Origin of the sequence: Spiroplasma endosymbiont of Polydrusus pterygomalis (genome assembly GCF_964030635.1) — a bacterium.
GTDB lineage: Bacteria > Bacillota_I > Bacilli_A > Mycoplasmatales > Mycoplasmataceae > Spiroplasma.
This window is the reverse complement of sequence record NZ_OZ034909.1, coordinates 104,299-123,390: the sequence shown is the minus strand read 5'-3', so window position 1 is coordinate 123,390 and position 19,092 is coordinate 104,299. Positions and strand designations below refer to the sequence as shown.

Below are 19,092 nucleotides of genomic sequence, written 5' to 3'. Positions count from 1 at the left end.
AATGAGGATAGATCTTGATAAAAAAGTTTCAAGATTAAGAAACGGAGAAAAACAAGTGTGAAAAAGTTACTTAGTTTATTAAGTATGTTAACTATTAGTGGAAGCGCTATGCCAACAATAATTGCCGCTAATCCTTATCAAAAAGGGGACAATAAATTAAATATTATAAAAAGAGGTATTAATTCACAAAAATTAAATAATTTAATAGATATCAAAAATAACCTATCTGAAAAAGTAAAAGATATGGGTGAAAAAGTTATTGAAGAATGTCAATTAATGATATTACTTGAACGTGATTTAACGCTAAAATTACAAGAATTAGGAAATTATCTTAAAGAAGATTTATCAAAAAATATTAAAAATATTACTATAAATAAAAATAATATAAAACAAAGTATTCAAAATTTAGGACAAAATGTAAAAACTTTTGGAATAAAAATGAAAGCAGTTGGAGAATTAGTAAAACAAATAACTAATGGTTTAATTAAAAGTTTAATAAATGTAGAAGATTTAGGTAATGGTTCTATTTCTCAAGGAGAAATTTTAGAAAAATTAGGTGAAATTATTTATTTATATCAAAATGAAAATTTAACTACTGATAGTGTTAATATATCTAAAATAAATGAAAATATTAATATTATTGGTCAAAACATTAATACTATAGGTATAAAATTAACAATAGATGAGAAACTTAAATATTATCCAGACATATTACTGGGATTAAAAGATTATAGAATGATTGTAAAACCATGATTAACAAATGAATTAAACGGATATGTTTTAGGTAATAAATTAAAAAAAATAGGAGATAAAGTAATCAATATTCAAAAATATAATAATCAAATATCTAATCAAAATATTGAAGATTTAGGACAAAATATTGAAGATTTAGGTGAAGAAATAAAAAATGTTTCTTTAATAATAGAACAAGGTTATAAATCTACAAAAGCTTTTGGTTTTTCATTGATTGAATTAGGAAAATTTATAAAATCATCAGTATAATTAAATTGATATAAATAGTTTTTAAAATATTTTTAAATGAAAATAACCTAAGTTATTCTCATTTTTAATTAAATTAACAAACAAAATTATATAAGAATATAGAAATATTTTAAAATGAAAAAAATACTAAATATTTTATGATCAATCACTTTAATTGGAACAAGTACAACAAGTTTAATTGCTTGTAATACACAACAATATAGTGAAGATGAATTAGCAAAGTTAAAAGAAGAAAATAAAATAGATACAAAAGATGAAAATATTAAAAACAATTTAGAATGAATAGCACCACAAGAGAAACCATTTGAAGAAGTAAACAATAAGTATTTTTATATTGTTGGTAGAAATAGTTTAAATAATGTATGAAAAGTATTTAAATTAAAAAATGATGGTGAAAAAGGTAGCGGTTTAAAAACAGATTGAGGTGAAAGACCTGTTGGTTTTATTTTTACTATAAATAATGACATTTTATTAGCAACTGGTAATTTATTAGATTCTTCAACAGAATATATATGGGGTAAAGGAAAACATTATGAAGACTATATTAAATCAGTTTATCGTTGAAATGGTGAAGAACAAAAATTACCTAACTTAATTGCCGATGAAAATGGTAATGTAAAAGTTAATTAAGAATGGGAAAAGAGATTTAATATCTCTTTTTGTTTTATCTTGGTTTAATAGTTATTTTTATAGGGTTATTACTTTTATTTCTAATTCCCAAGACATTTGGGGTTAGAAACATCTATTGTAATATCTTTATCATTACCAAGATATGTTCATTTTGAAGGTTTTAAATCTTTACCTGATAATATTGCAATAATTTTTTTTGAAAATCTAATTTTTAATTTTACATCATTAGTATAATATGCTTGTAAATATGTTTCTTTAATTTTATTATCAACTTCATTTGACAGAGATGTTATTTGTAATAAAAATATAATATATGCTTCTTTATTATTAATTTTATAAATATTTTGATAATCACCATAATTTGGTAAACCATTAGTAAAAGAAGTAGCGAATGTTTTAATATCATTAGTTATATTATCAGTATATAAAGTTACTGTATTATAAAAATTAACCTTATCAGTTTGTGAACGACCGCTTTCTTGTAAAGTCATATTATTTAATAAACCAATATTATGGTCACATTTTTGACCCTCTAATAAATCAATATTTCTATTAGGAATAAAATATTCTATATCACATGGCCCACATTCAACTTGTAAATTAGCTAGATTACTTATTTCAATTGTTTTATAAGCATCTTGAAATTTACTAATACTTTGAATAGTTGGGTCAATTTGTTTTAAGTCAATTTCTATCTCATAATAACCTTCATTATAACCCTCATTAAATTCATTAGAAAATAAAGTTGCTGGATATTCAATTATATTTTTACATTGTGCTGATGCTGTAATTTTAGTTATTAATGGTAGTATTACATCAGAAGGCATAATATCTTTTGTATAAGGTTGATATTTATATGGAATTGGTGGCAAGACATATTGTGGGTAATTAAATGTTGGTATTTCATAATCATGTGGTAATAAGAAACTAGTTTTATAATTAGTTGTCATGTCACGTAAATAATTATTTAATATACTTTTTGTTTTTCCACGAAAACTTCATACTGATAAGCGTAAATAATCTTCTTCATTATTGGTGTATGGGTTATCAGCATAAAAGATAATTTCAAAATTACCTTTATATAATGCTTGTATTGAAAACATATCAATAATATAACTACAATTTGTCCCATCTGGTGTTTGTAAGAATTCACAATCATTATCTTCTTCACCGTCACTAACTGGTGTTTGAGCATCTACTGCTGTTGTAAGTTCATTAATTAAATAAATTCGGTTAGTTTTTTGATTTAATTGTTTTAGATTATATGTTGAATAAACTATATTATTTGTTGGTTTACCATCCTTAGTTAAAACAGTACTTACTAATTTATCAGTTAATAAAGTAGTAAACCCGAAACTAGTAGCATTTGCTCCAAAAATAGCACCAACTTTATCATTGCCTTGTTCTCTAAATATTTCAAAAGGTAAATGTTATTTACCTTTTGAGTTTTCAGACCAAAAAGCATCATTATAAAAACTATAAATATTAGCACTCATAAATCCATTTAATCATTGAAAATTAGGTCAAGTTTTTTCATCTTGATTAATAACTCAGCCTCAAGGAATACCAAACGAAATAAAGTTTAAGAATTTACCAACTCCGCCTGGTATCGTAAAAGGATTAAAAACTAACTTTTGAGTATAGTTTAAAGGTAAGACAGTAATTTGGCGATTAATAAAATTATTCATATTTAAAATATCTCAAACATTACATGAACCCATTTTATTGTATTCAATTTGAACACTACCAACAGTATTACCAAATTCATCTTTTCTTCTAAAATAAGATGAAGCTTGGGTACTAATAATATTATTAACGTCACCACTATTTACTTTTATTTGACTTGGTGGCGTTATTTTTCAATTTTTAGACCAATAAAATTTAGAGTCATTATTTTCTTCTTTAATTGTTTTTCCGACAGTAGGATTAGTAGCTGTCGAACTTTCTTGGTCAGTTATAACAATACCCTCACTATTTTTTTGATTTCAAAAATCATATCTACTTTCCATATCTTTTTTTAAGTTTTCATAACCAGTTATCATTGTTGGTTGAATCCCTTGAATGTTATATCAACTTACTTCAGGTGAAGCATAAGTATTAACTTTGTCAGGCGGACACATATACATGTTATACATTAATAAATCTCGTGAATTCATTACTTTTGGATTAAATTGACCTTTAATAATTGGTCGACCAATAACTGGCATATCAAAAAAGATCGGATTACCATAAAATTTAACTGCCATTGCTCTAACACCGGGGTATTTTAATAACATATCATCTAATTCAATAATTCCTTTATTTGTTTTCTCATTATAAGTTATTTTAGGAAAACAATAACCCTCGCCTGGTACTGATGTTTGAATAAATTGTCTAACTGATAAACCACTATTACTAATTTTGTCATTAATACTTGAAAAGGTAATTTCTTGTCATAAAAAACTACCATCATATGGTGAATAATAATTAATAACATTTGATGGATATAATCATTGTCTATCTTGGGGAGAAATATTTATATTACCTCCACCAATATTTAATCCATGGTCATTAAAAACCGTATAAAAGTTATAATAATCATTAATATTTAATTTATCTGCATCTTCATCTAAAATTAATAAAGTATATTGTCTTTCAGTTGATTGCTGAGTAAATACTTGTTCAAATTTAGCTTCACCAAATTGAATCGAACTTCTATCATCAATCATATAAGCATCTCAATGTTTACCAACTTTAACTTCTTTTGTATAAAAATTATCAGCTTTATTATCATTATTAATAAAATAACTTAATTTATATTGCTTTAAGTATTCTAACATTCTATTAATATCATAAATATTTTCCCCATCAATTAATTTTCAATAAACATTATTATTTTAATCTTTTAATTTCATCGCAAACGGTGTTTCATTATTTGCTCATATAGTTGAATTAATTGATTGGTTATTAAAATCATCAATCGTTAATATCTTAGTTTCTTCACCTTTATATTTTTGGACTATTTTTAAACTATCTTGTCATTGAGCAATCGTACTTTCCATATTATCAAATATTCTTGAATAACTACCATAATCACTAGGTTTTGCGTTATTGGGTTTTCAACCTGTTTCAGTATCAGGAATATATGAACTATAAACATTAAAAGGAAATACCATTCAATGTCTATTATCTTTTATATTTTCTCTGATATCTATTAAAGTATCGTGGGCCTGTCTTCTTAGTTCTTCGATAACTCCTGGGTTAATTCTACTCATTTTTTAATTCTCCTTTATTTCTGTTCTACCTTGTAAGGCATTTTGATTATTACCAGTTTCATCATATTCTAGTAATTTATTATTATGTTCTATTTCTTTAGCTTGCATTTTATCTTGTCATGCTTCTACTTTCTCAAAATATTTTGTTGCTTCTAATTCATCAATATTGTCATATTCAGTTATAGCTCTTATTGGTTCCATTGTGCCATTATCTAATCTAGCAGTAATTAATTCATTTTGTCGCATTTGGTCAACTAAACTAGCACTAATAAAATCAAAGCCATAAGGGCGTTCACCACTACCATTTCATAAACCATAATATTTTAAAACTGTATCAAACATTTTAGTATAATATTGCTTACGATATGCTTGTAAATATGCTTTTTTTTCTAAGTCTTTTGTTTTAGTTAATAATGACTGTGTTTTATTTTGGTCATTATCTGATTTATCACCAAAAGGGCTAGAAAAATGACAGGCTAAATATCCTTGCTCAATAATAGATTTTTGATCTTCAGTATATGTTTCTAAGGTTGGTGTACCTTGTACTACTTGTAAAGATTGCGATGATGTCCCATCTGCTGCCGTTTGACCTGATTGAATGAAAATATCATCAAATACATCTTGTAATGCTTTTTTATTTCTCATATTGTAAGCATTCATTAAACCATCATCTAATACCCCATATCAGTGCGTACGATTAGCTCATCGTTCTTTTGATTTAATATTAAAACTATCTTCTAAATCAAATTGTAATTTATAACAATTTGCCATTGTAGGTCATGGATTTAATGTAGTTGAAGTTGATAAGAACAACGGATTAGGTTCATTTATCATTTCTCAAAAAGGTACTATTCCTAATTTATTTTTAAATTATTGAACTAAAAAAGGTCTAACATCATCTTTAATTTGTGTTTTACTTTGTCCAACAACTACCTCATTATTTTTTGGTCAACCTTTAATAACTATTTTATCTTTGGTACAAATTAAATTTAAAATAAAACCACTATCTGATTGATGATAATTTAATCAAATGTCGGCCCCTTGTTCAATTTCATTTATTTTACTTACACGTGATGTAAAGTTAAAAGGATTAATTCATAAATCAATATTGCCATCACTAGTCTCTAATAAACCGAAAATAGTTTTACCCATTAAACTTGCTGTTAATTCATTTTTATCTAATTTTTCTTTTATTTTATAAGTTTCATATCATCAATTTAATTTTTCTAAAATATCTTTACGATGAGACTTAAATAAAATATCTTTACCATTTATTAATCGCATTTGATGACGAGCAATAATATTTGCTAAATTAATTGTTCAATCATAATTATAAAATTTTAAAACACTATTAATATCACTTAAGTTTGGTAAACTAGGGAAAGTATTATTCATGGTTATTTTGCTCCTTTAATTTTAAGATAAGTGCATAATTAATAATATTTACTGTTAATAAATTTGGCTCATTTGCTAAAACTTGAACACATACTTTAACTTTTTGATATTTTTTAATATATTCGTTATATAAATTTAATTTACATATTGCAATATTATCTTTTTTTAATTCTTGACAAAGTCTTTTTTTAACTTGTCCACAAACAGACATATAAGGTCTTTTTGCATTTATTACACGTTCATCATGGATTACATAAATATCTTTTTTCATTAAGTTATTCAATCCCTTTGTTGTCATAATTTATAATCTGCTGAATTATTATGTTTAACCATTGGTATTAATTCAAAATGTAAAGCATAAAAATCACTATCAAATGTATCATCATATAAGTCTAACATTCGTTCTTCTCTGGCATCTGGTTTATCTTCTCATTGAATTAATTCATATTGGGTTTTACTTACAGGACATTTTTCTCATAATCATTTTAATTGATTTGTATTTATTAACATTGTAAATGCTTCAATCCGATGCCTTATTTTAAATTTCTGTTTTTGTGCTGGTTTAAATGTCATATATTGCCCAAAAGTATAATTATATTTTTCTCTATTTAAACTTTGTAATGTTGAATATGCACTATCATCAACATTTATTGATATACCTTGTTGTATTAAATTAAAATATTGATTTAATTGATTGTTATAAAACTATAAAATATCTTTTACTTGTTCTAATTCAGTTTTAAATTGCTGTGTAGCATTTGAATGAGTATATTCTGCGACTTTATATGCTTTTTTATCAAATGAATTATATAATCAAAAACTAGCTGCTGTTGTATGTCCTTTTGGACTAGTAGCATTAGCAATATCAACACCACCTAATAATTTCGTTGGTTGAATAATATCTATTGCTTGCATAATATCAATATATCTCGCAAAGATTGAACCACTAGTATTACCGGGCAATCCTCAACTCCACACTCTTGCTCTTTCAATATCTAATTGTTCTAATCTTAATTGTTCATTAACTTTATCTTGTGGTAATTTATAATTAAGTCTTCAACTAGAATAATGAATAATAATTTTTATATTTCATTTTTCAATATATTTAATTTGTTCATATTTACTACGCATTATTTCTTCATTAAAAGCTAATAATTCATTACAATAACCAACAATATATCTTTTTAAACTTTCAGGATTACACGTATTAATTGTTATTTTATTTTGATAACCACGAATAGCAAACTCTAAATCACTTAAATCTTTTTGTTGAAATTGGTCACATTCTTCTCTTCAATCAATTACTAATTTATACTTATTCAAATCAGCAAAGGCTTTTAATTTTTCTTTTCGACTTGGTGAATGTAAACCTTTACAATATATTTTGCTACCATTTGATAAAGTAAAAGTAAAATTTGATAAATTAATAGTATAAGGAATATTATTTTCATCTAACATATTTCATATATTTTGAAATACACTATCTTTTAAATCTTTACTCCAATACATACTAGCAATTATACAAATTGGTTCTTTAATTAATAAACTAATTTTTAATAATTCACCAAACATTTTAATATTTGATATAGTCTTACCGCTATATCGTGTCCCAATTTGATTAATTTCATTAACTAATTCATATTTCTTAACAAATGGATATTTATTACCAATATTACTATTTTGTAATAACCAATAAGGCGTTTCTAACAAATAAGTAAAATGATTAAGCATTATTTTCAGTTTCTTTTTTAATATCTCTAATATACGTTTGTAAATTAACAATTATTGGTTGTTGATTATTTAAGTTTAATTCTTTTTCAAGTTCTTTTTCTTGCAGTGAATATTTATAATTAAATGCACGCTGTCAATATAACCTAGTACCTTCTGGCGTTTTAACCATTTGTTTAATAAGTTCACTTTCTATTTTATCAACTTGTTTTTCAAGTAAAGCAACTATCTTTTCGCTCCGATAAATTTCTTGTCTTCAATGGCGAGAAAGATTTAATTTATTGGTTAAATCATTCAAAGTATAGGGGATATTAGGTGATTTATCACGTCAAAACTGCTCTATTTTACGATAAAATGTTCGTAAACTTGCTGTTTTTGGATTAAATTCTTTCATTTTTACTCCTTTTTGCATACTAAAATTGCTATTATTTAATGAATATGATTAAATAAAAGAGTAAACTATATCTGAAAATATAAAAAAGAACCGCTATGGTTCTTTTTTATTATTTATATTTTACATCAAAATAAAAAAAAGTAAAGTAATTTACTTTTTATTTTAGTATACAAGCATAAAGAGATACAAATTCGATACTTGTTACATTATAATAATATATCTTTAAAATTATTTGTCAATACCTTTTTTTAAAAATTCCTGTATAAATGAATTTAAATAAAAGAAATGGATGTACAAATATATGCAAGATTATACACATGTAAAATTTGACGAACGAAGATTTATTAAGGATTTATTGTTATCTGATAGTTGCAAAAAGAAAAATGGAACGATTAATTTATCTGAAATATCAAGGCAAACGGGAAGAGATATTAAAACTGTTAAAAGAGAAATTAATAGATTTAAAAATATAGAAGATTATGATGTTGGTAAAGCACATAATGATTATTTAAAAAAACGAAAAAAATCTATTAAAAAGCCCCCCAAATTAACAGAAGAACAAAAAGAATGACTAAATTTACGATTTAATATTCTTCATAATTCACCACCACAAATTATTCATCGATATTTTATAAAGTTTGGTGTTAAATTTCCTGCTTGTGTTAAAAATTTTTATAAATGAATTGACTTAAAATTATTCGGTTTAAATAAACAAAATTTACGCCATCATGGTAAAAAATATAAGAAAAAGGGGGAATATGATAATCGTGGTAAATTAAATAATTTTAAATCAATATTAGATATTGAAAATAAGCAATCTAATGTTGGCTGATTTGAAATGGATACCGTAGTTGGAAAAGACCATCAATCTAGTTGTTTAGTTTTAGTAGAACAATCAAGTAAAAATTACTTTGTAATGAAATTAAAAAATCATACCGCTAATGAGGTTTTAACAAAATTTAAAGATATGATTGTAAGTAATAATTTAATGGGTAAAATGAAAGGAATAATAACAGACCGCGGGAAAGAATTTAGTAAATGAAGAGAAATGGAAATATTTGCTGAAACACAAGTATATTTTTGTGACCCTGCTTCACCACAACAAAAACCATTAATTGAATATATGAATGGTGAATTTAGACATTGATTTAAAAAAGGAACTGATTTTAATAATGTTAGTCAACAAGAAATAGACTGAGTAGTTGATGTTATAAACGATAAACTTCGACCGTGTTTAAACTGAGTAAGTGCAAAAGAAATATTTTTACAAAATATTAAGTAAATTTTTATTAATTAAATTTAATAAATTATTTTTTAGTGTGTCAAAATATGTTCAAAATAATAACAATTTATAAATAATTTATTTTTTTAAAAAAATAGTTGCATTTATTTTAAATAATGTTATTATCAATTTAACAAGAGATACAAATTTGGAGCTTGTATCTACACAATGCCATTTTATTAATTGCATCATTTAAATTATCAATTACAAGTTTGTTATTATTAAATTTTGATCATTTTACATCAATAATTTCTTTAGTATATCCATCAATTATTGTTGATTGATAATGTTTTTTACCATTTCAAATTAAATAAGTTACATCAGTAAATAAAATTGAAAATCTTTCTTTAATATCATTAAAATTACGATTTACTAAATCAGGATATTTAATTATATTTTTATTTCTATTTTGTTTTATTAATATTTTTCTACGCATACGCTTTACATATTCAGCTTGAATATTATTTTCTTTCATAATTCGTAATACTTTATTAGCATTATAAACAATGCCATAATCTTCTTTTAAATATTTGGTAATTCGACGATAACCAAATTGTTTTAAATTTTCTTCATAGACTTTTACAATATTTTTTAATGATTCGCTATCCTTACCATTACTTGAATAATTTTTATATTTATCTCAATAACTACGCTTTAAATCTGTTATATCAAGTAATAAATTTAGTGGATATTTATTAATGTTTTCTTTGATAAAAAATACAATTTTTCTTTTATTTAATTGCTGAATTATACTTGTAAGTGCAAGTAAATAAAATTGCAAAAAATCTCATATAAAAATTTTATGATGCTAAGTTTATTTTAGAAAAAATAAAGCAAGGAGTTTTTATATGGGATATAAACATCTTGGCATAGATGAAAGAATTTATATTGAGAATCAATTGAAGTTTAAAATAAAAATTAGTGAAATAGCTAAAAATCTTAATCGAAGTATTAGTACTATTATTCGAGAAGTTAATAGAAATAAAGATAATAATCATTATTTTTCATTAATTGCACAAAATAAAGCAGAAAATAGAAAACAATCACATATTTATTTTCATAAGTTTAAAAATAGAGAATTAGTAAAATATGTACAACAAAAATTATTATTAGGTTGATCACCCGAACAAATTTATGGCAGAATTAAAAATTTTCATAAAGAATGAATTATTAGTTTTAAAACAATTTACAATTGAATTTATTCTGGATTACTTGAAAAAGTTACTAATAAAAATTTAAGAAGAAAAGGTAAGAAACGAAAATATCAAGAAAATCGGGGTAAATTTAATGGTAAATCAATTAAAGAACGAAATGCTAATGTTAATAATCGCGTAACTCTTGGTCATTGAGAAGGTGATACCGTAGTATCATCACGAGGTAAAAGTAAATCATGTTTAATAACTTTAGTTGAAAGAACATCAAGATTTACTTTAGCAATATTAGTTGAAAATAGAACTACTAAAGTTATTAACGAAAATATTAGCCATTATTTATCAATTCTTCCAAATAATCTTGTTAAGACTATAACATTTGATCGTGGTAAAGAATTTGCTAATTGACAACAACTTGAAAAAAATTTAAATGTGAAAATTTATTTTGCTAATGCATATTCACCCTGACAAAGAGGTACTAATGAAAATACTAATGGTTTAATTAGAGAAAAATTTCCTAAAAAATTTAATTTTTCAAATACTACTAAAAATGCAGTTCATAAATTTATATTGTCTTTAAACCAAAGACCAAGAAAAATACTAAATTATCTTTCGCCAATCGAATATTTGGTTAGAAAAATAATTTAGTTGCACTTAACTTTACAATTTGGCAAATAAAAAAATTAAATTAAACTTTAAAATAATTATTTTTAAAAATTTTAATTGCTTTTTAAGCATAAATAATAAGGTATCGAAAGAAGTATAATAAATAAAAGTTTGTAAACCTTTTTATTAATACTTACTAAACGGGGTGCAGTCTATCTAGTCTACAAGAAGTCTTTTATTCAATTACAAGACCATTAAAACAAATTACGTTATTTCATACTGACCGGGGTAATGAATTTAAAAATAAAATCATTGATAATATCTTAAATACTTTTAACATCAAACGATCATTAAGCAATAAAGGCTGTCCATACGATAATGCTGTGGCTGAAACAACTTACAAAAGTTTTAAAACGGAATTTATCAAGGGGCAAAAATTTATAAATTTAACCCAATTAAAATATAAATTATTTGATTTTGTGCATTGATATAACAATATTAGAATTCATGGTCGTTTAAATTATTTAACACCTGTTGAATTTAGAAAACAACAGTCCATATAAAAAGTGTCCTAAAAAGGGTTGCCAATCCAAAAAAACTGTTTTTACTAAAAAAAGTAAACTATTTTACCTTGGGGAGAATAATTTTCAAAAATTTATTGCCCTAAGTAACCGATTGTTTACTTGCTTTCTTGCTCGTAATAAAAAGTTTTAATCGCTGTTTGCAAGGTTGTTCGCCGTTTTTGCGGTAAATTATTAACACCTTGTAAAAAAGCGGTTGGTTCGCCAATTAAATATAAATTAATTTTAGCACGAGTAATTGCCGTATAAATTAAATTTCGTTTCAACATTATTCAAAAACTTCTTGTGATAACAAAAATAATATTATTATACTCACTTCCTTGTAATTTATGAACACTACAAGCATAAGCTAAAGTAATGTCATAATATAACTCTTTATTATACTCAATAACATGATCATATTTTATTAAGAGAACATCATTTAAATTTTTATCTTTCCTAATATCAATAATAACACCGACATCACCATTATAAATTTCCAATTCCGGGCAATTTTTAAGTTGCATAACTTTATCGTTTACGCGAAAAAGGCGATGACCAATCTTAATTTCTTTCTGACCATATGAACGATTAAGACGATCTTGTAAGTAAGTATTTAAAGTATTAATACCAACTGGTCCATTATACATTGGGGCAATAACTTGAACCGCATTATAATCTTCTTGTTGCTTACCACTAAGTTTTTGGTATAAATCACCAACAGTTTTTAATAATTCTTGCGGGTCAGTTTCTGCCATAAATTTCACATCTTTTTTATCAAATAAGTTATATTCAAAATTATTTTGCTCAATTGCATAGCTTAATTCTAAAATATCATTTCCCGCTTCCTGGCGATAAACCTCATCTAATTTCACCACATTAAAAGCATCACTTTGAATAATATCACGGAGTAAATCCCCACAAGCAACGGATGGTAACTGATTAGGATCACCAATTAGAATTAATTTTTGTAAATTCACACTAGCTTTGGCAATTTGGGCTAATAATAAACTATCAACCATACTAACTTCATCTAGGATTAAAATATCATTTTCCAAAGGATTATTTTCATTATAAAAAAACTGATTTTTTAAAGCATCATATTTTAATAATTTGTGAATTGTTAATGCTCGTTGGCCAGTTTTTTCACGTAATCGTTTTGCTGCCTTACCGGTGGGAGCTGCTAAAACAATTTCTGATTGGTGATAAACTTTTTTTAATAAGCTAACAATCCCATCAACAACGGTTGTTTTCCCCGTTCCTGGTCCACCAATAATAACTAAAAAATTAGCATAAACAGCGTCCTTAATAGCTTTTTTTTGTTGCATATTATAAGTAATTTGCTTCTTACTTGTTAACATCGCTAACTCGGCTGTTAGTTTTTGATCATCATATTGATCAGTTGTATTTAAACCCGCTAACATTGCGGCAATTTTAATTTCACTATGATATACTTCAGTAACATAAATTTTGTCATTTTTAAAAATTAACAAATTAATTTGCTTACTATATTTCAAACCAGCCAATAAATGTTCTTTTGTTAAAGTCAGAAAATGTTTTCCTAAAAGGGCTGTTAATTCATTTAAAGTTAAATAAGTATCCCCACTATGATTGCAAAATTTTTTTGCTAAATATCAAGCATAATAACCAATCCGAATATTGCTCACGGGATCTTGTTCAAATGCTAAATAAATCTTATCAATTGTTTTAAAAGAAATGTTATCTTTTAACAATAATGAAAAAGGATCTTTTGTTAAAAGAGAATAAATTTGATCAACATTATATTTTGTTTTTAATAAGGATAAAACTTGTAACGATAATCCTTTTTGATTAAATTGATGATTTAATTCATTATCACGGCTTATTGACTTAAATACTTTGGCAATAATATTAGCTTGTTTAGAACTAATTCCTGGAATTTGGTTTAATGTTGTTAAATTTTCTTTAATTTGGGTAATAACATCGGTTTGATAATAATCAATAATTATTTGCGCTGTTTTAGGTCCAATCGTTGGAAATAAACTACTAGTTAAATATTTTAAGACCTCATCAGTACTACGGGGCGAAATCTTATTAATTTCTGTTACTTCAAAATTTTCGCCATAGCGTTCATTATAAACAAAGTCTCCCATTAATTCATATAATTGGTCTGGTTGTAAAGTTGATAAAAATCCTTTAATAAAAATAAAATGGGTTTTATCGTTTTCTAATTGAAATTTACAAATCCGATAACCATTCTTCGATTCAAAAACAATTAATTTTAAATAACCTCGTATTTTTCCCGCCATGCTAGTAGTCCTTCCCTATAAATAACATAATTTTTCATTATCTAAATAAAAATCATTAATAACGCCCCCACCAAGACACACTTCGTCTTGAAAAAAAACAGCTGCTTGCCCAGGCGTAATTGCTTTTACTTTTGTTGCAAATTGAACAAGACATTTATCATCACTTAAAACTGTTACTTTAACTGGAATATCTTTTTGACGATAACGGAATTTAGCTGTACAATCAAATTCTTTTGCTGGCAAAGTATTAATTCAATTAACATCAGTAATGGTGCAACTAATTGAATATAATCATTTTTCTTCACTATTTTTTGCAACATATAAAATATTCTTCGTAACATTTTTCCCAGCAACAAAATATGGTTCACTCATTCCACCTAAATTTAAACCGCGTCGTTGTCCAATTGTATAATACATAACCCCATTATGTTCTCCAACAACTTCCTCTGTCTCAATATTAACAATATTTCCAATTTGATTTGGAATATAATTTTGCAAAAACTTTTTAAAATCACGTTCCCCAATAAAACAAATCCCAGTTGAATCTTTTTTATTAGCTGTACTTAAATTTTGCGCCGCGGCAATTGCCCGCACTTCTTTTTTTGTTAAATTTCCCAACGGAAAAAAGGTTTTTGATAATTGTTGTTGATTCAACTGACTTAAAAAATAAGTTTGATCTTTATCATTATCAATTCCCCGTAATAATTGATATTCTTTTAATGTTTCATTATAACGAACTTGGGCATAATGCCCCATTGCAATAAAATCAGCATTATAATTATTAATGGCATACTTTAAAAAATAATCAAATTTAATATATTTATTGCATAAAATATCAGGATTGGGAGTTCGTCCTTTTTCATATTCACTAATAAAATGTTTAAAAACATACTTCCAATATTCTTTAATAAAATCAACCCGATGCAAGGGTACTTGTAATGTTTTGCTAACTTGAACAGCATCATTATAATCAAGTTCTTGCGGACAAATTGTATTATTAATTGCTTTATTGCCTAAAATATCATTATTTAATTGACTGTCTCAATTTCGCATAAAAAGACCTTCAACATTATAACCTGCTTGTTGTAATAAATATAAACTAACTGACGAATCAACACCCCCAGATAAGCCAACCACAACTTTTTTCATTGTCCATCACTTCCTTTTTTAATAATAATTAATAATATTTTAACATTGAAAGTTAAAAATATAAAGAAGAAAATATTTCCCTCTGCAATGTTTCTTTTAACTGAGATATATAAATAAAAATTTTTCTAGATTATTATTAATATATAAAGTTAGGAGAAAAATTTTTATATGGCTAAAGGTAAAATAAAAGGGTTTAAAGATCATTCTTTTGAATTTAAAGAAAAAATTGTTAATGAATATTCAATTAACAATAAATCTTATAGTGAAATAGAAAAAGAATATCATATTAGTTTAGCAACTATTTCAAAATGAGTAAATCAATTTCAACAAAATAAAGAAATTCTAAAAGAACGAAAAAAGCGAAAAGATTTTGAATTGCTGAATTATACTTGTAAGTGCAAGTATAATTCAGCAATTAGAAATAAATAAAAAATTGCTTTAATTTTGTCAAAAACTCTTGATATTTTAATAAAACCTTGATTTTATTGGGTTTTATTAAAATATAATTTTTACAAATTTCTATATTTTATAATAGTTTTTGACTTTATCAAGAGTTTTTGACAAAATTAAAGCAAGAAAAAAATAATAAAATATATAAATAAAATATAAAAATGTCATTAAAAATAATAAATATATAAATAAAAATCCTAAAATTGACAAACTAAAAAATAGTTTTTAATAAAAATTTACAAATTTTAAATTATTTAGTTAAATTAGTTAAAAATTCAAATGGTGTCTGAAAATTTAAAGATTTATGTACTCTTTCAAAATTATAAAAATAATAATAATTATTTAGTTTATTTTGTAAACCAACTGCATCCAATATTTTTTCTTCAAATACAAATAATTTACTATAATTTTAATGAAATCTTTCAATTTTACCATTTGACTGTGAAGAACGAACCGGTGTTGTTTGATGCAAAATATTTTTATTTGTTAAAAATTTAGTAAAAGTAGTTTTTTTAACAGTACTTTTTTGATTATTACGATGACTATTAATTAAATTCAGAACCGTTATCAGTTCTAATTCGTGTTATTTTAATACCAAATATTTTTTTAAAATCACTGATTGCTCTTTTAGCAGCATCAATAGCATTTTCGGTGCTTAATTTATCATAAATATAACCCAATGCTCCTCGTATTCTTTCATCAATAAAATCATAAACATAATACTTTTTATCAACTGGAAATTTACTTGGCATAAAATATTTCGTATCCATTTGTAATAATCCTAATTCTTTAACTTCATATCTTGGGTGTTTTATTTTAATTTCTTTAATTTTATTTTTTATTTTTAATCATCGTTCATCTTTTTTAAGTCAACGAAGAAATGTTTTTAAATTTTTAGGTGCTTTATTTTTTAATTCTTCACCGTGAATTACCTTTTTTAAATTATAAAATAAAGATAAAACACCACCAGCGTGTTTATCACAATATTCAAAATATAAATTACAGATATTTTTGCGAATATCTTCACTATATTAGGCTTTTTGCGATACTAACAAAAATAAAAAAATTACAAATGCTGAATTATACTTGTAAGTGCAAGTAAATAAAATTGCAAAAAATCTCATATAAAAATTTTATGATGCTAAGTTTATTTTAGAAAAAATAAAGCAAGGAGTTTTTATATGGGATATAAACATCTTGGCATAGATGAAAGAATTTATATTGAGAATCAATTGAAGTTTAAAATAAAAATTAGTGAAATAGCTAAAAATCTTAATCGAAGTATTAGTACTATTATTCGAGAAGTTAATAGAAATAAAGATAATAATCATTATTTTTCATTAATTGCACAAAATAAAGCAGAAAATAGAAAACAATCACATATTTATTTTCATAAGTTTAAAAATAGAGAATTAGTAAAATATGTACAACAAAAATTATTATTAGGTTGATCACCCGAACAAATTTATGGCAGAATTAAAAATTTTCATAAAGAATGAATTATTAGTTTTAAAACAATTTACAATTGAATTTATTATGGATTAATTGAAAAAGTTACTAATAAAAATTTAAGAAGAAAAGGTAAGAAACGAAAATATCAATAAAATCGGGGTAAATTTAATGGTAAATCAATTAAAGAACGAAATGCTAATGTTAATAATCGCGTAACTCTTGGTCATTGAGAAGGTGATACCGTAGTATCATCACGAGGTAAAAGTAAATCATGTTTAATAACTTTAGTTGAAAGAACATCAAGATTTACTTTAGCAATATTAGTTGAAAATAGAACTACTAAAGTTATTAACGAAAATATTAGCCATTATTTATCAATTCTTCCAAATAATCTTGTTAAGACTATAACATTTGATCGTGGTAAAGAATTTGCTAATTGACAACAACTTGAAAAAAATTTAAATGTGAAAATTTATTTTGCTAATGCATATTCACCCTGACAAAGAGGTACTAATGAAAATACTAATGGTTTAATTAGAGAAAAATTTCCTAAAAAATTTAATTTTTCAAATACTACTAAAAATGCAGTTCATAAATTTATATTGTCTTTAAACCAAAGACCAAGAAAAATACTAAATTATCTTTCGCCAATCGAATATTTGGTTAGAAAAATAATTTAGTTGCACTTAACTTTACAATTTGGCAAATAAAAAAATTAAATTAAACTTTAAAATAATTATTTTTAAAAATTTTAATTGCTTTTTAAGCATAAATAATCAGGTATCGAAAGAAGTATAATCTATAATTTTCAATTGTTATTATAAATAACACAAGAAGTTGAATGAAAATTAACTTTAAATAATAAAATCATTTTTTGTTGTGCCAAAATAACGCATCGCTTATAAAGACTATAAGAATTAAATTAATAAGAGGTATAAATTTCGATTTGTATTTTTTCTTTATGAATTAATTTGCAATGATTATCATAGTATCGCAAGAAGTCTATTGTGTTATTTCTCCTTTTTTAAATTTGTATTTTAACACAATATTTTTATTTGTTTAACTGTACTATTTAATTTTACAATTCAGGAAATAAAAAATATCATCAAAACTATTGATATTTTTTTTGTTTTTTTTATAATTAATGTGGTCGTAATTTAAAAACAAAAAGTTTAGTATAACTAAACAAAATTACGAAGGGAGGGATGTCGATGTTACTAGGAGAAAAAATCAAATTATTACGTCAGAAAAACAATTTAACAATTGAAGAATTAGCAAACCGTTGTGAATTAACGAAAGGTTTTATTAGTCAGCTTGAACGCGATATTTCTTCTCCAAGTATTGAAACGCTAGAAAGTATTTTAGAAGTTTTAGGCACCAACTTAGCAGATTTTTTTAAACAAGAAAAAAATAAGAAATTTGTTTATGTCGCAGAAGAACACTATGAGGTTAAACAAGATAATTATCGGATTGAATGATTAGTTCCTAATGCCCAAGTAAATAAATTAGAACCAATTTTAATTCAAATTAAGCCCTACGGCGAATCGGGACGGATATTACCTTTTGAAGGTCAGATTTTTGGTTATGTCTTAAAAGGGACGGTCGTAGTTTATTCCGGGCAAAAAGGACAAGAAGCCCATACCCGGGATAGTTTTTATTTATATGGTAATAACCAACATTATTTAAAAAATGAAACAAATGAAATGGTTGAAATATTATGAATATCAACCCCACCAATATTTTAAAAGATT

Annotated in this window: 21 protein-coding genes and 1 pseudogene; 9 read left to right on the top strand and 13 right to left on the bottom strand. The window is 24.6% G+C overall.

Features of this window, described 5'->3' with window-relative positions:
* The first annotated feature begins 57 nt into the window (after positions 1-57).
* Together ACQH23_RS00775 and ACQH23_RS00770 are read left to right on the top strand one after the other, a co-directional pair.
* Positions 58-1,002 (top strand): hypothetical protein, encoded by a 945-nt coding sequence (locus tag ACQH23_RS00775; RefSeq protein ID WP_425378565.1) that lies wholly within the window; start codon positions 58-60, stop codon positions 1,000-1,002.
* A 114-nt stretch (positions 1,003-1,116) separates the two neighbouring features.
* Positions 1,117-1,632, top strand: coding sequence for a lipoprotein (locus ACQH23_RS00770; protein WP_425378564.1), 516 nt, complete (start codon positions 1,117-1,119; stop codon positions 1,630-1,632).
* 80 nt (positions 1,633-1,712) lie between these two features.
* Here ACQH23_RS00770 and ACQH23_RS00765 read toward each other — a convergent pair whose 3' ends face one another.
* From ACQH23_RS00765 to ACQH23_RS00725, 9 genes are all read right to left on the bottom strand, one after another.
* Complete coding sequence (locus ACQH23_RS00765; RefSeq protein WP_425378563.1) at positions 1,713-2,735, bottom strand: hypothetical protein; 1,023 nt, start codon at positions 2,733-2,735, stop codon at positions 1,713-1,715.
* A gap of 327 nt (positions 2,736-3,062) precedes the next feature.
* Entirely contained in the window at positions 3,063-4,451 is a 1,389-nt protein-coding gene (locus ACQH23_RS00760) for a hypothetical protein (RefSeq protein WP_425378562.1), read from the bottom strand.
* A 57-nt stretch (positions 4,452-4,508) separates the two neighbouring features.
* Entirely contained in the window at positions 4,509-4,886 is a 378-nt protein-coding gene (locus ACQH23_RS00755) for a hypothetical protein (protein ID WP_425378561.1), read from the bottom strand.
* A gap of 3 nt (positions 4,887-4,889) precedes the next feature.
* The gene (locus ACQH23_RS00750) at positions 4,890-5,720 is read right to left on the bottom strand and encodes a hypothetical protein (protein ID WP_425378560.1); all 831 of its coding nucleotides are present in this window, start codon (positions 5,718-5,720) and stop codon (positions 4,890-4,892) included.
* Between the two features lie 36 nt (positions 5,721-5,756).
* Positions 5,757-6,281: a hypothetical protein gene (locus tag ACQH23_RS00745; RefSeq protein ID WP_425378559.1), complete on the bottom strand. Its 525-nt coding sequence runs from the start codon at positions 6,279-6,281 to the stop codon at positions 5,757-5,759.
* Positions 6,274-6,552: a hypothetical protein gene (locus tag ACQH23_RS00740; RefSeq protein WP_253301740.1), complete on the bottom strand. Its 279-nt coding sequence runs from the start codon at positions 6,550-6,552 to the stop codon at positions 6,274-6,276. Before ACQH23_RS00740 ends, ACQH23_RS00745 begins: the two co-directional genes overlap by 8 nt.
* A complete protein-coding gene (locus ACQH23_RS00735; protein WP_425378558.1) occupies positions 6,552-6,854 on the bottom strand; it encodes a hypothetical protein in 303 nt (100 codons plus the stop codon). Before ACQH23_RS00735 ends, ACQH23_RS00740 begins: the two co-directional genes overlap by 1 nt.
* Positions 6,855-6,986: 132 nt before the next feature.
* Positions 6,987-8,012 carry a PBSX family phage terminase large subunit gene (locus ACQH23_RS00730; RefSeq protein WP_425378557.1) on the bottom strand — a complete coding sequence of 342 codons (1,026 nt, stop codon included), beginning with the start codon at positions 8,010-8,012 and terminating at the stop codon, positions 6,987-6,989.
* The gene (locus ACQH23_RS00725) at positions 8,005-8,403 is read right to left on the bottom strand and encodes a hypothetical protein (RefSeq protein ID WP_425378556.1); all 399 of its coding nucleotides are present in this window, start codon (positions 8,401-8,403) and stop codon (positions 8,005-8,007) included. Before ACQH23_RS00725 ends, ACQH23_RS00730 begins: the two co-directional genes overlap by 8 nt.
* A 301-nt stretch (positions 8,404-8,704) precedes the next feature.
* Between ACQH23_RS00725 and ACQH23_RS00720 the strand changes: the two genes are divergently transcribed.
* The gene (locus ACQH23_RS00720; protein ID WP_425378555.1) at positions 8,705-9,685 is read left to right on the top strand and encodes an IS30 family transposase; all 981 of its coding nucleotides are present in this window, start codon (positions 8,705-8,707) and stop codon (positions 9,683-9,685) included.
* A 130-nt stretch (positions 9,686-9,815) separates the two neighbouring features.
* Here the strand turns inward: ACQH23_RS00720 and ACQH23_RS00715 are convergent, their stop codons facing one another.
* Positions 9,816-10,466: an IS3 family transposase gene (locus ACQH23_RS00715; RefSeq protein ID WP_425378554.1), complete on the bottom strand. Its 651-nt coding sequence runs from the start codon at positions 10,464-10,466 to the stop codon at positions 9,816-9,818.
* Positions 10,467-10,533: 67 nt separating this feature from the next.
* Here ACQH23_RS00715 and ACQH23_RS00710 point away from each other — a divergent pair, with 67 nt between their 5' ends.
* Together ACQH23_RS00710 and ACQH23_RS00705 are read left to right on the top strand one after the other, a co-directional pair.
* Positions 10,534-11,484, top strand: a complete 951-nt coding sequence (locus ACQH23_RS00710) for an IS30 family transposase (RefSeq protein ID WP_425377887.1) — start codon at positions 10,534-10,536, stop codon at positions 11,482-11,484.
* Between the two features lie 185 nt (positions 11,485-11,669).
* Positions 11,670-12,005 (top strand): annotated as a pseudogene (locus tag ACQH23_RS00705) (IS3 family transposase); the annotation flags it as partial.
* A 116-nt stretch (positions 12,006-12,121) separates the two neighbouring features.
* On the opposite strand, the gene recD2 reads toward ACQH23_RS00705, so the two are convergent.
* Positions 12,122-14,290, bottom strand: a complete 2,169-nt coding sequence (recD2, locus tag ACQH23_RS00700; protein ID WP_425378553.1) for an SF1B family DNA helicase RecD2 — start codon at positions 14,288-14,290, stop codon at positions 12,122-12,124.
* Positions 14,291-14,305: 15 nt separating this feature from the next.
* Positions 14,306-15,439 (bottom strand): tRNA 2-thiouridine(34) synthase MnmA, encoded by a 1,134-nt coding sequence (gene mnmA / locus ACQH23_RS00695; protein WP_425378552.1) that lies wholly within the window; start codon positions 15,437-15,439, stop codon positions 14,306-14,308.
* 168 nt (positions 15,440-15,607) lie between these two features.
* Between mnmA and ACQH23_RS00690 the strand changes: the two genes are divergently transcribed.
* Positions 15,608-15,868: a transposase gene (locus ACQH23_RS00690; protein ID WP_425378551.1), complete on the top strand. Its 261-nt coding sequence runs from the start codon at positions 15,608-15,610 to the stop codon at positions 15,866-15,868.
* Positions 15,869-16,434: 566 nt separating this feature from the next.
* Here the strand turns inward: ACQH23_RS00690 and ACQH23_RS00685 are convergent.
* The gene (locus ACQH23_RS00685; RefSeq protein WP_425378550.1) at positions 16,435-16,659 is read right to left on the bottom strand and encodes a hypothetical protein; all 225 of its coding nucleotides are present in this window, start codon (positions 16,657-16,659) and stop codon (positions 16,435-16,437) included.
* Positions 16,660-17,070: 411 nt separating this feature from the next.
* Here ACQH23_RS00685 and ACQH23_RS00680 point away from each other — a divergent pair, with 411 nt between their 5' ends.
* The 3 genes from ACQH23_RS00680 (at position 17,071) to ACQH23_RS00670 (ending at position 19,086) form a co-directional block, all read left to right on the top strand.
* Positions 17,071-17,493, top strand: a complete 423-nt coding sequence (locus ACQH23_RS00680; protein WP_425378549.1) for a transposase — start codon at positions 17,071-17,073, stop codon at positions 17,491-17,493.
* Positions 17,494-17,520: 27 nt separating this feature from the next.
* Positions 17,521-18,021, top strand: coding sequence for an IS30 family transposase (locus ACQH23_RS00675; RefSeq protein WP_425379273.1), 501 nt, complete (start codon positions 17,521-17,523; stop codon positions 18,019-18,021).
* 531 nt (positions 18,022-18,552) lie between these two features.
* The gene (locus ACQH23_RS00670) at positions 18,553-19,086 is read left to right on the top strand and encodes a helix-turn-helix domain-containing protein (RefSeq protein ID WP_425378548.1); all 534 of its coding nucleotides are present in this window, start codon (positions 18,553-18,555) and stop codon (positions 19,084-19,086) included.
* Positions 19,087-19,092: the final 6 nt, after the last annotated feature.